Below are 12,692 nucleotides of genomic sequence, written 5' to 3'. Positions count from 1 at the left end.
CCGGACCAGCTACTGGGCGCTCGGCCCGGACCGGCTGGCCGGGCTCGTGGCCGAGGCCGGATTCGTGGCTCCCGAGTGGCGGACGCCGTCGGAGACGGGCTTCTTCCAGCCACTGCTCGTGGCGCGCTCCGTCGCGTAGTCGTCGTGCCGGCGGAACAGGCTGCTGGGCCACCACATCCAGCGGCCCACGTCCAGGGTGAGCGCGGTGACCAGCACCGAGCGGACGATCAAGGTGTCCAGCAGGACGCCGAACGCGACCGCGAAGCCGAGTTCGGCCGCGAACACCAGCGGGAGTGAGGCCATCGCCGCGAAGGTGCCGGCCAGGACCAGCCCCGCCGAGGTGATGACGCCTCCGGTCGCGGACAGGCCGGTCAGCGCGCCGCGCCGGGTGCCGTGCAGCAGTGCCTCTTCGCGGACCCGGGTGACGAGGAAGATGTTGTAGTCGATGCCGAGGGCGACCAGGAACACGAACGTCAGGAGCGGGAACGACGCTTCCGCCCCGGCGAAGCCGAACACGTGGTCGAACATCAGGCTGCTGACGCCGAGGGCCGCGCCGAACGACAGCACCACCGTCGCCATGAGCAGCAGCGGTGCGACGAGCGCCCGCAGCAGCAGCGCCAGGACGAGGAACACCACGAGCAGCACGATGGGGATGATCACCTCGGAGTCCCGGGCGGCCGCTGTCTGCGTGTCGAGGGCGACCGCCGTGGTCCCGCCGACCTGCGCGTCCGCGCCGTCGACCGCGTGGACGGCGGTTCTGGCCTGCTCGACGGTGCGCATCGCGGCCGTGCTGCTGGGATCGTCCGCGAGCTCCCCCAGCATGAGGGCGTCGCCGTCCTTGAGCGTCGGCGTCGAGACGGCGGCGACTCCCGGGACGTCGGCGAGGGCGGCCCGCACCCGCTCGGCCTGCTCCGCCGACGCGGCCCTGGCCACGACGTGGACGGGGTCGCCCGAACCGGCCGGGAAGTGCCTGGCCTGGATCTCCTCGCCGACGGCCGTCTGCGGTGTGCCGGTGAACTGGTCCTTGCTGGAGAGCCCGTCGGCCTTCAGCCCGAACACCCCGACCGCCATGACGCCCAGGGCGAGCGCGGTGCCGATCCACACGAGCCGGGGCCGACCGGAGACGGCGGCGCCGACCCGGGTCCAGAGACCGCCGTCAGCGCCCTCACCGTCCACGCCCTCACCGGCCGCGCCCTCGCCGGCCGCCCCGTGGGCCGGCTTCACGGGCCAGAAGATCCAGCGGCCGCAGATGACCAGCAGGGCGGGCATCAGGGTGACCATGGCGAGCAGCCCGACAAGGACGCCGACCGCGCAGGCCGGACCGAGTCCCCGGGTGGAGTTGAGGGTGGCCAGCATCAGCAGCGTCAGGCTGACCGCGACGGTCGCGGCGCTGGCGAGGATCGCCGGGCCGGAGCGGTACAGGGCCTGCGCCATCGCCTCGTGCCGGTCCTCGTGCCGCCGTAGTTCCTCCCGGTAGCGCGAGGTGAGCAACAGGGCGTAGTCGGTGGCGGCGCCGAACACCAGCACGGTCAGGATGAAGCCGGTCTGTTTGTTGACGGTGAGTCCGGCGTTCTTCGCCAGCAGGTAGATCACCGCCTCCGAGGTGACGAGAGCGCCGCCCACGGTCAGCAGCGGCAGCAGGGGCAGCACCGGGCTGCGGTAGGTGAGCAGCAGGATGACGACCACCACGGACGCGGTGATCGCCGTCAGGCTGCCTCCCGAGCTGAAGGCCTTGATCGAGTCGGAGGCGTGTCCGGCCGGTCCGGTGACGTGGAACCCGAGGCCGTCGGCGTTCTCCTCGCCGACCTCGGTGAGCGCGTCGACGACCTTGCCGATCCCTTCCCAGCCCGTCCTGTCCTTGTGCACCTGGACCACGGTCTGGACGGCCTCGCCGTCCTGCGACGTCACCGGGCCCTGCGGCTGCCCGACGACGTTCTCGACGCCCTTGAAGGCTTCGGCGTCGGCCCGCGCCTTGCTCAGGTCGGCCGGGGTGACGCCCCCGGGCCGGTCGTAGATCACGATCGCGGGGACGGTGTCGTCGGGACGGAACCTCTCGGCCCGCTCGACGACCTCGGTCGACTCCGCGTTGCCGGGCAGCCAGGCCGAGTTGTCGTTCTCCTCGACCTCGCCCAGCCGGCCCGCCAGCAGGACGGCCGGGACCAGCAGGGCCGCCCACAGGGCGAGGACGACCCACTTCGTCACTCTGCCGCTGGGCAGGGACGCCATTGTCCGCATCATGTGGATCCCCCGGTGTTCAGTTGACGTGGGCGAGCTTGTCGGGGTTGGCGACGGTGTAGATCCCGCACACCTGATCGCCGTCCGGTGTGAGGTCGAGCACCATGACGGCGTAGGGGGTGCCGCCGGCGAACAGCAGTGCCGACGGGTCGCCGTTGACCCTGCGGTAGACGACGTCGAGGCCCTGGCCGGAGCGGGGGGCGAGCGCGGCGAACAGGCGGGCGACCTTGTCCCGGCCGTGGACCGGACGCAGGCCGGCCGTCCGGGTGCGGCCTCCGCCGTCGCTCCACAGGGTCACGTCCGGCGCGAGGATCCGCAGGAGGGCGTCCAGGTCGCCGCCGAGCGCGGCGGCCAGGAACCGTTCGGTCACCTGCTGCCGGACGTGCGGCTCGGGTTCGTAGCGGGGGCGTCGGGCGTGCACGTGCTCGCGGGCGCGGTGGGCGAGCTGGCGGATCGCCGAGGGGCTGCGGCCGAGGATGTCCGCGATCTCGGTGTGGGCGTAGCCGAAGACCTCGTGCAGGACGAACACCCCGCGTTCCAGCGGTGTGAGCGTCTCCAGGACGACCAGCAGCGCCATCGACACCGATTCGGCGTGCACCGCCGCGTCCGCCGTGTCGTCGCCGACGGCAGTGTCCGTGAGGGGGCCGACCAGCGGCTCGGGCAGCCACGGGCCGACGTAGGTCTCACGGCGGCGGCTGACGGCAGCCCGGTGGGCGAGGGCCCGGTTCACCGCGATCCGCACCAGGTAGGGGCGCGGGTGCTCGATCGGCTCGGCGTCCGGCCCCCGGTTCCTGGCCGCCCACGACAGCCATGTCTCCTGCAACACGTCCTCGGTGTCGGCGACGCTGCCGAGCATGTTGTAGACGATGGAGAAGAGCAGCTCACGGTGGTCGTCGAAAGCCGCCTGCGGATCTGGCGGAGAGTGGGACATCGCTGGGCCTCCCGTCACGGATGCAGTCCGTCGCGGACGCATTCCGCACTGAGAGGGATCCCGGCCCCCGGAGTGTGACATCCACCCGGAGAATGTGATCTACGTCTCCCCCACCGGGGCCCGTCTCCTGAACGCCCACTCCGCGTTCGGCTCCATCACGCACCGGAAGAGCCGCCGGACGGGCGGTGTGCACAGCAGGGTCACGGTCAGGGCTGCGGCGAGGGTGACCGCGACGGCGCCGAGGGGTTGGTGGATCCAGGCGGGGGCGTACCAGTGGGCGGGGCCGGCGCTCTGCTGGACGAAGCCGTGCAGGAGGTAGCCGTAGAGGGTGCCCGCGCCGAGTGCGGTGAACCAGGTGCGCCGTCCCGGCACGCAGGCCAGGAAGCAGGCCACCAGGACGACGGAGCAGCCGAAGGTGGCCGGCGTCGTGAACAGGCCGTACCAGGCGGGCGCGCCGAGTTGTTCGGCACTGTCGTCGTGGAAGAACCAGGCGTAGTCCATACGGGGAACCGCCCAGTACGCCACCGCGAGGGCGCCCACGAGGACCGGCGCCGCCACGAGCCGCACCGCGCGACGGCGCACCAGCAGGAAGTGCTCCGGCCGCAGCAGCAGCCCGAGGACGAAGTAGGGCAGGAACTGCAGGACCCGCTGCAGGGCGAGGTCCTTTCCGATGGCGAAGGAGAGGGTCGCGAGCGTCGCCACGGCCAGCGCGAGCGGCAGCGGCCACCGGACGAGCCGCCAGACCGGCGCGGTCAGCCGCCAGATGAACAGGGCGGCCAGGAACCAGGTCAGGTAGAGCGGGTCCAGCAGGCTGACGTCGCGGTCCGGGGCGTCGTCCGTCCATCGCGTGAACAGGGTGTACGCCACCTCGAAGACCACGTACGGCACGGCCACGCCGGTGATCAGCCGCCGGACGCGCTGCGGACTGCCGTCGAACCCGCGCGAGAAATAGCCGGAGACGACGATGAACGCGGGCATGTGGACGGCGTAGACGAGCGTGTACAGCGCGGTGACCGTACGACTGCCCTCGCGCAACGGCTCCCAGGCATGTCCGACGGCGACCAGGACGATCGCCAGGTACTTGGCGTTGTCGAAGAACGCGTCCCTGCGCGGGACGTCCGTCTGCGGGACGTCCGTCTGCGGGACTTCCGTCTGTGTGGCCTGCCCGATGCCCATGCCTTCCTGCGTGCAGCCGTGACACCTGTCCCGGCGCTGCTAACCGCCCTACGGCCGGGCAAACCTCCCGTCAGTCCTGACGTCCCAGCAGTTCGCGCAGCAGCCGCTCGTCGTCGGGTCCGAGGCCGGTGACGAAGCTGGCGAGCACGGCCGCGCGGTCCCGCTCGGCGTCCAGCACCCTGCGCATCCGGAGGGCGGCGAGCCCCGCCTCGTCGGACGCGGGCAGCCACGCGAAGGAGCGTCCGCTGCGCTCGCGGGTGACCGCGCCCTTGGCGAGCAGCCGGGTCAGGATCGTGATCACCGTCGTATGGGCGAGGTCGCCGCCCAGACGCTCCCGCACCCAGCCGGCCGTGGCCGGTCGGCCCGCCTCCCGCAGCGCCGAGAGAACCAGCGCCTCCAACTCGCCCGGCCCCCGCCGCCCCCGCCGCCGGGGACGCTGCCGGTGATCCGTCACGCCCCGATCCCCTCTCCGCCGCCGCCCGTCCGCACCCGCCCGTCCGCACGCACCCGAACAGGCCTCTGCGAAATCGTAGAAGAGGGCGGCGGAGCGATCCGCCGGACGGGCCCGTAGGCTGGCCCCGATGAACGTTCCCGGGCAGCAGCACCTCGCGCCGGCGCCCGTGCGGCGCCTGCGGATGCTGCTCGTACTCGGGTTGCTGGCCGGGCTGTTGGGCATGCACGCCCTGGCTCCCGTCGGCGCCGTTCACGAGCACGCGGGGCCGCAGCACATGAAGGTCGCCGCGGCGAGCGCCCACGAGGGCTGTCCCGGAGACAACGGGAACTGCGGTGGAGGACACCTCCATCACGCCGACCCGACCTGTGTGGCGGCCGCGGTGAGCGGCGCACCGGCGCTGCCCGCCGTGGTTCCCGACCCGGTGGCCGTCCCGGTGCGCGCCGACGCCGTCCGCTCGTGCGCGCGCACGGCCCCGGACGGCGCACGCGCGCCACCCTCCCTGGCGGAACTCCAGCTCCTGCGGATCTAGAAACCGCGCCGCACCGCGTCACCGGCACAGCGACACGGTGCGCCTCGGCACGTCCGGATCCACTTCGCACCACCCACAGCACAGCAGGAGTTCCAGCATGCGCAACACCCGTACCCTGACCCGCCGCGCCGTTCTCGCGGCCGTGTCCGTCACCGCCGCGCTCACCCTCGTCGCCTGCGGCAATGGCGGCGACGACAGTGACGGCAGCAGCGGAAGCGGCAGCAGCAGCACCGCACACGCGGGCGGTCACAGCTCCGCGCCGGCGACCGCGCACAACGCCCAGGACGTGTCCTTCGCGCAGGGCATGATCCCGCACCACCTCCAGGCCCTGGAGATGGCGAAGCTGGCCGCCGACCGGGCTTCTTCGGCCAAGGTCAAGGATCTCGCCTCGCGCATCGAGAAGGCGCAGGACCCGGAGATCAAGACCATGAGCGGCTGGCTGACCTCCTGGGGCGAGGACGTCCCGACGGCCATGCCCGGCATGGACCACTCGGGCGGCTCGGCGATGCCCGGCATGGACCACTCGGGCGGGTCTGAGATGCCCGGCATGATGGACGGCTCGGACATGACGGAGCTGGAGAAGGCGTCCGGCACGGACTTCGACACCATGTTCCTGACCATGATGATCGAGCACCACAAGGGCGCCGTGGACATGGCCGGCACCGAGAAGACCAAGGGCAAGTACGGTCCCGCCACTTCCATGGCCGACGACATCGTCACCGCCCAGACCGCCGAGATCGCCGAGATGAACAAGCTCCTCGGCAAGAGCTGACCGTCTTGAGGAGGCGAGGCCGGTTCGGCGTCCGAACGGAACCCCGGGCCGGCCTCGCCGCCTCGTGAGTGTCCGGCACCCGCTTGATGGCGGAGAAAAAATACGTCAGGGATCGGCACGCCACCCGGTGACGGCGACGATCGACACGGGGAGGAATCCAGCGGGCCCACGGCCTCGCCCCACCCCGGTCCCGATCGGAGCACCCCTGGATGAGCAGCAGCCTTCGCGACCTTCTGGTCAACCTGGCGTCCGCGGCGATCGCTTTCGTGGCCGGCTGGTCCTTCGGCAGGTTGCGTGACTTATGGCGGTTTCGCAACATGCGAAGTTTCTGGAAGCCGTTCGCCACCAGCGACCTCAGGGTCGTGACGTCGATCTTCATCAAGGAGGAGCACTACATCTGGGAGCGGTCGGGACTGGTCGGCGTCGGAGACGTGCTGGCGCTGAACGAACTGCGCCAGCAGTTGCAGCGGGCGGGAGTCGGCCATCTGCCGCTGACGCCCAGCCACCAGCTGACCGGCCCCGAACGCCAGGGCAATCTCGTGCTGGTGGGCGGGCCGCACTCCAACCAGGTGACCGCCGAGGTCATGCAGCGCCTGCCCGTGACGTTCACCTTCGGCTCGGTCGACACCCACGACGCGAACATCTATGACGCGTCCACCGGGGAGGTCATGCGCTGCGTCATGGATTCCCACGACCAACTGGTCGTCGACCAGGGCATTCTCATTCGCGCGGCCAACCCCTTCAACCGGGAGCGGAACATCATCATCCTTGCCGGGAGTTTCGGGTTCGGCACGAGCGCCGCGGCGCGACTCCTCGCCGATGCCGCTTTCCTCACCGACACGATCGTCGCCGAGGGGCATCCGTTCGAAGCCGTCTTCTCCGTCGAGATAGTCGGCGGCACGCCTCAGCAGATCGACCTGAAGGAGCTGCGCAGGCTCGCCCCCTCGACCCGCCATTGAGCTCCCCTCATGGGGAGAACCGCAGGTGAGCAGACGGGGGTCGGGTCCGCGTCGGTGCGGCCAGCCTCAACGCCCCTGTCACCGCGATCGACATGAGGGCCATCGTCGTCATCGCCGTGGCCGGTGAGGTGAGTTGGGCGACCGTGCCCGCCAGGGCCGCGCTCACGCCCTGCATCGTCAGCATGCCGGCCGAGTGCAACCCCAGGGCGTGGCCGCTGAGTTCGGGCGGGGTCAGGGCCATCAGCCGCTCCTGCTGGACCAGGCTCGCGCCGAAGCCGACGGAGGCCAGGCCGGCGCAGGCCGCGGCGAGCGGGAGGGCGGGGTGCAGGGCGAAGACGACGTAGGGGGTGGCCAGGAGCAGCAGGAGCGGGGTGGCCAGGCGGGGCCGCAGGGACGGCGGGAGGAGGCGGCCCACGGTCACGTCGCCGGCGAGCATGCCCAGCGCCGCGCACGCGAACAGCATGCCCGCCGCGTCGGGGTCGTAGGACACGAAGAGCGCCTCGCAGCCGACGACCAGGCCGTTGGGGATCCACAGGCCCAGGTAGGTGAGGCGGCGGGGCCGGGAGGACCACAGGACGGCGTTGGTGCGCCGGGTCACGGCAGCCGAGGGACGGCCGACGGCGCGCGGCGGGCGGGCGGTCAGCCCGAGACGGGCGATGACGGCGGCGGTCGCGTAGAGCAGGACGGCGAGGAGAAGCACCGGGCGTGGGGAGAGGACGGTCACCAGGGAGCCGCCGGTGGCGTACCCGGCGATCTGCATGAGCCCGCTCATCATGTTGAAGAGCGAACGCCCGGGGAGATAGCCGTCCTTGGTGAGGATCTCGTTCAGCAGGCCCCAGCGGACGCCGCCGCCGAGCGAGGCGATCAGCCCTTGGACGAGGACGACGGCGAAGAGCCCCCACACCGGCAGTCCGGGCAGGGCGAGGACGGCCGTCGCGGCGGCGAAGCCGAGCGGGAGGCCGGTCAGCGTCGCCCTCGGGGGCAGCCGGTCGGCCCCCGAGAGGAGGAACGTCGCGCCCAGCACCTGGGCGAGCGACGGGCCGAACATGCTCACCGCCGACAGCAACGGGGAGTCGGTGGCCCGGTAGACGAGCGTGCCGAGGGCGAGCCCGCTCACCGTCTGGGCGGCGGTGTGGGCGGCGGAGGAGACAAAGAGGGGGGTGAACTCGGGGACGCGGAAGAGCTGTCGGTACGTGTGTCCGGTCATGGGCGGAGTCTGGGGCGGGCCGGGGAGGGGTGGTTATTGTTTCGCCGGGGCGCGAAACGTCGATCGTTACCACAGCTGCACGGGAGGCCGGACGGTCATGGGCTGGTGGCAGGTGAACGCGGACACTCTGGCCCGCAGCCGGTTCGTGCTCTCGCCGCTCGCGGAGACCTTCGCGAGCCTGAAGCTGCTGCACGCGGGCGTGGGCACGCACCCCGGCGAGCACGACTGGCTGCACGACCAGCTCCCCGGCTACCGCGCCCTGCTCGCCGCCGACCCGGTGACCGCACTGCTCGTGCGGGCCGGACTGGGGCGGCACTGGATCGCCGACTTCCTCACGCCCACGCCGAGGGACGGCGAGAGTTTCGAGGAGGGCGTGGACCGGGTCCGGGCGGCCCGTCCGGCGGACGTCCGCGACCATCTTCGGATGTCCCTGGCCGGCCCGCTGCCCGCCGCCCTGGACCGCGACGACCTCTCCGAGCGGGCGGCCGCGCTGCTCGAGTATGTGTGGGAGGCGGGCGTACGGCCGTACTGGGAGCGGCGGCGGCGCGTCCTGGAGGCCGACGTCGTGGCGCGGACCGCGCAGGTCAGCCGGGGCGGCTGGGCCGCCGTGCTGGACTCCCTGCGGCCGGGGACGCGATGGCTCGGCGAGAGTCGGTTTCAGGTCAACCTGCACGAGTATCCGCCCCGCGAGATCTCCGGGGCCGAGCTGGTGTTCGTACCGGTCACCCCGAAGGCCGGGTGGGTGTCGTGGGAGGGGCGGGAGCGGTACGCCGTCGTCTACCCCTGCGCGGGCGCGCTGGCCGGGGACCACCGGGAGCGGGCCCGCGCCGCGCCGGCCGCGCTGGGCGCGCTGCTGGGCCCCGCGCGGGCGACGGTCCTCGTCCTCCTCGGCGAGGGCCCCCTGAGCACCACCCAACTGGTGGCCGTGACCGGCCAGGGCCTCGGCTCGGTGGGCCGCCATCTGCGCGTCCTGCTGGACGCGGGCCTGATCCGACGCCACCGGGCGGGCCGCTCGGTGCTGTACTCCCGCACGCCGGCCGGCGAAGCGGTGGCGCGAGCGGCCGGGGCACTCGGGCGGGGACCGGAATCGTAAGCGGGGGGTGCCCCCGGAAGGGGTGGGGTTACTTTGCGGGGCTAGGGCCTGTCCGGCGGGTCAAGTCGCAGGAAAGCAGCGGTGCCTGATCAACGCAGGTGAGCGGGGAAGGGTGCGTCCAACTGCAAGGCGGAGGAGGGCGTCGACGCGGAGCGTCGGCAACCGACGACAACGCCGCAGGTGGGCGTGCCCTTCCCCGCGTCTGCGGCATGACCCGCCGGACAGGCCCTAACATCCGGAGCATGACTACTGATTCCGGTATCTCTCCCCTCGATGTCCAGATCGGTGCCCTCAAGGGCGGTTCCGCCGAGCTCTCCCAGTACGCGGGCCAGGCCGTGCTGGTGGTGAACGTGGCCTCCAAGTGCGGCCTGACCCCGCAGTACACGGGCCTGGAGAAGCTCCAGGAGCGGTACGCCGACCAGGGCTTCACCGTCCTCGGCGTGCCCTGCAACCAGTTCCTCGGGCAGGAGCCCGGCAACGCCGAGGAGATCGCCGAGTTCTGCTCGGCCACCTACGGCGTGACCTTCCCGCTGACCGAGAAGGTCGACGTCAACGGGGAGGCGCGGCACCCGCTGTACGAGCGTCTCGTCGGTTTTGCGGACGGCGAGGGCCACGACGGCGACATCCGCTGGAACTTCGAGAAGTTCCTGATCGGCCGGGACGGCTCCGTCGTCGCCCGCTTCTCCCCGCAGACCGAGCCGGAGGCCGCCGAGGTCGTCGCGGCCATCGAGGCCCAGCTGGGCTGACCGGGCTGACCGGGCCGACCGGGCCGGCCCTCGCGGAGCCGGCACCCCGGGAACAGCACTGGGCCCTCTCGGCTAGGACGGCGAGCTGGACGAGAGGGCCCGTGGGTGGTTCTTGTGCAGTTGTATCGGTGACGGTCGAGCGTCGGGAAGTCCTCTGCCCTACGCCTTGACCGATGCCACGAAGTCGCTCCACGCGTCGGCGGGGAAGACCAGGTTCGGACCGTCCTGGACCTTGGAGTCCCGGACGAACATGGCCTGGACCGCAGGCGACTTGACCTCGACGCACGCACCGTTGCCCGTGGAGTACGAAGACTTGGTCCACGTGTGTGCGCTGCCCTGACGAATTGCCATTTTTGCTCCGGAGTGCAGTTGTTGAGTTGCTGTCATCGCGCCAACCTTGTTGCTCGATGGCGTGATCGACGCTACTCGCCAACATCGACTGACGAAGCGACTATTCACTCGACCGGATGACATATTCCATTGGAAACTTCCATCCGGCCAAGAGGCGGCGTACAATGCGGGCCCGTTACGGGTCTGTCAGGGCACGTACTTCTTCGCGATGTCGGCGATGAACTGGCGCGACTGGTCCACGTTCAGGGCCTGGGCGCGCAAGTGCTCGTACATCACGCTGTACTTCTGCACGTCGTTCGGCTTCTCCAGATAGAGGTCGCTGGTGACACCCTCGATGTAGACGACGCTGGAGTCAGCCGTGTCCGGGAACTCCAGGATCGCGTACTGACCGTTCAGCCCCGGATGCGCGCCCATGTCGAAGGGGATCACCTGCACGGTGACGTGCGGCAACTGGGACTGCTCCACGAGGTGTTCGAGCTGTTCCCGCATGAGCTCACGGCTGCCGACGACCCTGCGCAGCGCCGACTCGTCCATGACGCTCCACAGCCGCAGCGGGTTCTCGCTCGAGGAGACACGTTCCTGCCGACGCATGCGCACCTGCACACGCTTCTCGACCTCCGTGTGCGCGGTCTCCGGCAGCGCGCCCGAGATCAGCGCCTCCGCGTACTGACGGGTCTGCAACAGCCCGGGCACGACCTGCGGGTCGTACACGCGCAGGCTCGCCGCATCCGTCTCCAGACCGATGTAGACGCTGTACGGAACATCGCCGAAGGCATGCCACCAGCCCTGCTGGCGGGAGTCCTTGGCCATCTCCATCAGCGAGTCGACCATCCGCTGGTCCTCGACCTCGTACACCCCGCACAGGTCACGGACGTCACGCTGACTGATGCTGCGCCGGCCGTTCTCCAGCCGGCTGATCTTCGACTGCGACACCAGCAGGCGCTCGGCGACCTCTTCGGCCGTCATGCCCTTGAGCTCGCGGAGCCGACGCAGCTCCTGGCCCAGCCGGCGTCGCCTGACAGTGGGATTGACATTGGACGCCACGGGACGTGCACCTCCGGCTGCGTGCCTGTAACCAACACTTTGTGTATCTGCTGCTGAGCAGACTGCCACCAAGGTGCTTTCTACCGCTGGAAAACGGTGGATATGCGGCCGGTACACGCCAGTTCGGGTCGCCCCCCGAAGGATGCCGGGCAACACCGCAGGAGCGGCGACGTGTTCCCGGCATGCGTCCGCGCGGGACGGCGGGACACTGGTCCCTCCGCCCCGCGCGGGCCGCGGCGGCTCCCGAACGGGTCTTACGTCCACCGGGACTTACGTCACGCGTGCTGCGTCTTGCGTTGTGCTTCTTGCGTCTTGCGTCTTGCCACTGTGCGACTTGCGTGCTGCGTGCGTCGTGGGACTGCGGCTCAGTGGGCCACGACACGCGCCATGGAACCTCGGTGCGGCTGCGCCGGAACGCCACGGGCGGGCTCCAGAGCGGGCCTGGCCCCCGGTCCTGCCTGACGGCCGGCGGGTGCCTGCTGGCGACGCGGCTGTGCGGCCGCGCCGTTCTGGACGTCCATCACGGCGTGCGCCACGAGGCCGCCCATCGGGTCGTGCCTGATCAGGTCCCGCAGCCGGGAGCGGGACGAGCGTCCCTCGTTCCCCGGATACAGGTGCTTGCCGAGGCCGACCGCGTGCGCCAGTGCGGCGAGCGCCGCGGTCCGCGGGTCCGGCGGGACGCCGGTGCGGATCGCGGAGTCCAGCCGGGCCCTGATCTCCCGGCTGATCTCGTTGTCCGTCGCCTGGTAGCGAGTCGTCGGCAGCACTCCGCACATCTGGCCCGCGACGGCGGTAACCATGCCGCAGCGCTCCAGATGCGAGAGGTACGTCTGGCGCAGCCCGAGACGCGGCCCGCCGATCCAGTGGACGGCACGCACAGGAGCGCCACGCCTTCGCAGCAACTCCAACGCGCAGTCCAAAGTCGGATCTCCAGTCGGCCGTGGTGCCACCACGGCGATACGATCCCCGTCAGGGGCTATCCGTCCGGCCAGCGCCAGCTCCACTAGCTGCGCTCCGGCCAGACCGAGGTCGAGCGACTGCGGCTGTGCGGTGGTACCCGTGGTCGGGTCCAACGCCAGCAGCAACAACTCTTCCGGAAGAGTTCTGCGGCTCATGCCCATCCATGCCTCCCCGCGTGGATGAATGACAGGGTGACCCCTCTCACATTGGTCTGTCGAGGGTGCGTGACCTGTTT

At 71.0% G+C, this 12,692-nt stretch carries 13 protein-coding genes; 5 read left to right on the top strand and 8 right to left on the bottom strand.

The genetic code is table 11. The features are described 5' to 3' along the window. Positions 1-9 precede the first annotated feature (9 nt). The 4 genes from ACZ5SK_RS11615 to ACZ5SK_RS11600 form a co-directional block, all read right to left on the bottom strand. A complete protein-coding gene (locus ACZ5SK_RS11615; RefSeq protein WP_457494278.1) occupies positions 10-2,238 on the bottom strand; it encodes an MMPL family transporter in 2,229 nt (742 codons plus the stop codon). A 16-nt stretch (positions 2,239-2,254) separates the two neighbouring features. Further along, positions 2,255-3,166 carry an RNA polymerase sigma factor SigJ gene (sigJ, locus tag ACZ5SK_RS11610; protein WP_457494279.1) on the bottom strand — a complete coding sequence of 304 codons (912 nt, stop codon included), beginning with the start codon at positions 3,164-3,166 and terminating at the stop codon, positions 2,255-2,257. A 99-nt stretch (positions 3,167-3,265) separates the two neighbouring features. After that, the gene (locus ACZ5SK_RS11605; RefSeq protein WP_468575864.1) at positions 3,266-4,342 is read right to left on the bottom strand and encodes an acyltransferase family protein; all 1,077 of its coding nucleotides are present in this window, start codon (positions 4,340-4,342) and stop codon (positions 3,266-3,268) included. A 70-nt stretch (positions 4,343-4,412) separates the two neighbouring features. Next, positions 4,413-4,796: a BlaI/MecI/CopY family transcriptional regulator gene (locus tag ACZ5SK_RS11600; protein ID WP_334579127.1), complete on the bottom strand. Its 384-nt coding sequence runs from the start codon at positions 4,794-4,796 to the stop codon at positions 4,413-4,415. A gap of 127 nt (positions 4,797-4,923) precedes the next feature. On the opposite strand from ACZ5SK_RS11600, the gene ACZ5SK_RS11595 reads away from it, so the two are divergent. The 3 genes from ACZ5SK_RS11595 (at position 4,924) to ACZ5SK_RS11585 (ending at position 7,056) form a co-directional block, all read left to right on the top strand. Continuing rightward, positions 4,924-5,325, top strand: a complete 402-nt coding sequence (locus tag ACZ5SK_RS11595; protein WP_334579126.1) for a DUF6153 family protein — start codon at positions 4,924-4,926, stop codon at positions 5,323-5,325. Between the two features lie 97 nt (positions 5,326-5,422). After that, positions 5,423-6,097: a DUF305 domain-containing protein gene (locus ACZ5SK_RS11590; protein WP_334579125.1), complete on the top strand. Its 675-nt coding sequence runs from the start codon at positions 5,423-5,425 to the stop codon at positions 6,095-6,097. A gap of 209 nt (positions 6,098-6,306) precedes the next feature. Next, positions 6,307-7,056, top strand: coding sequence for a hypothetical protein (locus ACZ5SK_RS11585; protein ID WP_361702372.1), 750 nt, complete (start codon positions 6,307-6,309; stop codon positions 7,054-7,056). A 7-nt stretch (positions 7,057-7,063) separates the two neighbouring features. On the opposite strand, the gene ACZ5SK_RS11580 is transcribed toward ACZ5SK_RS11585, so the two are convergent. Beyond that, the gene (locus ACZ5SK_RS11580) at positions 7,064-8,263 is read right to left on the bottom strand and encodes an MFS transporter (RefSeq protein WP_468416601.1); all 1,200 of its coding nucleotides are present in this window, start codon (positions 8,261-8,263) and stop codon (positions 7,064-7,066) included. A gap of 97 nt (positions 8,264-8,360) precedes the next feature. Between ACZ5SK_RS11580 and ACZ5SK_RS11575 the strand changes: the two genes are divergently transcribed. Both ACZ5SK_RS11575 and ACZ5SK_RS11570 read left to right on the top strand, forming a co-directional pair. Further along, positions 8,361-9,356, top strand: a complete 996-nt coding sequence (locus ACZ5SK_RS11575) for an ArsR/SmtB family transcription factor (RefSeq protein WP_361702370.1) — start codon at positions 8,361-8,363, stop codon at positions 9,354-9,356. Between the two features lie 242 nt (positions 9,357-9,598). Continuing rightward, the gene (locus ACZ5SK_RS11570) at positions 9,599-10,102 is read left to right on the top strand and encodes a glutathione peroxidase (RefSeq protein ID WP_334579121.1); all 504 of its coding nucleotides are present in this window, start codon (positions 9,599-9,601) and stop codon (positions 10,100-10,102) included. Between the two features lie 159 nt (positions 10,103-10,261). Here ACZ5SK_RS11570 and ACZ5SK_RS11565 read toward each other — a convergent pair whose 3' ends face one another. From ACZ5SK_RS11565 to ACZ5SK_RS11555, 3 genes are all read right to left on the bottom strand, one after another. After that, on the bottom strand, positions 10,262-10,453 hold the full coding sequence (locus ACZ5SK_RS11565) for a DUF397 domain-containing protein (protein ID WP_079661645.1): 192 nt from the start codon (positions 10,451-10,453) through the stop codon (positions 10,262-10,264). 186 nt (positions 10,454-10,639) lie between these two features. Further along, positions 10,640-11,497 (bottom strand): helix-turn-helix domain-containing protein, encoded by an 858-nt coding sequence (locus ACZ5SK_RS11560; RefSeq protein WP_079661644.1) that lies wholly within the window; start codon positions 11,495-11,497, stop codon positions 10,640-10,642. Positions 11,498-11,862: 365 nt separating this feature from the next. Continuing rightward, complete coding sequence (locus tag ACZ5SK_RS11555) at positions 11,863-12,618, bottom strand: GOLPH3/VPS74 family protein (protein WP_468416603.1); 756 nt, start codon at positions 12,616-12,618, stop codon at positions 11,863-11,865. Positions 12,619-12,692: the final 74 nt, after the last annotated feature.

The sequence above is a fragment of the Streptomyces sp. NPDC031474 genome, assembly GCF_055581185.1.
This window is presented reverse-complemented; position numbering and strand designations above follow the sequence as displayed.

Coding starts and splice junctions, on each gene's coding strand:
- sigJ (WP_457494279.1), bottom strand. CDS start 3,166: ATGTCCCACTCTCCGCCAGATCCGCAGGCGGCTTTCGACGACCACCGT.
- ACZ5SK_RS11585 (WP_361702372.1), top strand. CDS start 6,307: ATGAGCAGCAGCCTTCGCGACCTTCTGGTCAACCTGGCGTCCGCGGCG.
- ACZ5SK_RS11580 (WP_468416601.1), bottom strand. CDS start 8,263: ATGACCGGACACACGTACCGACAGCTCTTCCGCGTCCCCGAGTTCACC.
- ACZ5SK_RS11605 (WP_468575864.1), bottom strand. CDS start 4,342: ATGGGCATCGGGCAGGCCACACAGACGGAAGTCCCGCAGACGGACGTC.
- ACZ5SK_RS11555 (WP_468416603.1), bottom strand. CDS start 12,618: ATGGGCATGAGCCGCAGAACTCTTCCGGAAGAGTTGTTGCTGCTGGCG.
- ACZ5SK_RS11615 (WP_457494278.1), bottom strand. CDS start 2,238: ATGATGCGGACAATGGCGTCCCTGCCCAGCGGCAGAGTGACGAAGTGG.
- ACZ5SK_RS11590 (WP_334579125.1), top strand. CDS start 5,423: ATGCGCAACACCCGTACCCTGACCCGCCGCGCCGTTCTCGCGGCCGTG.
- ACZ5SK_RS11570 (WP_334579121.1), top strand. CDS start 9,599: ATGACTACTGATTCCGGTATCTCTCCCCTCGATGTCCAGATCGGTGCC.
- ACZ5SK_RS11565 (WP_079661645.1), bottom strand. CDS start 10,453: ATGGCAATTCGTCAGGGCAGCGCACACACGTGGACCAAGTCTTCGTAC.
- ACZ5SK_RS11595 (WP_334579126.1), top strand. CDS start 4,924: ATGAACGTTCCCGGGCAGCAGCACCTCGCGCCGGCGCCCGTGCGGCGC.
- ACZ5SK_RS11575 (WP_361702370.1), top strand. CDS start 8,361: ATGGGCTGGTGGCAGGTGAACGCGGACACTCTGGCCCGCAGCCGGTTC.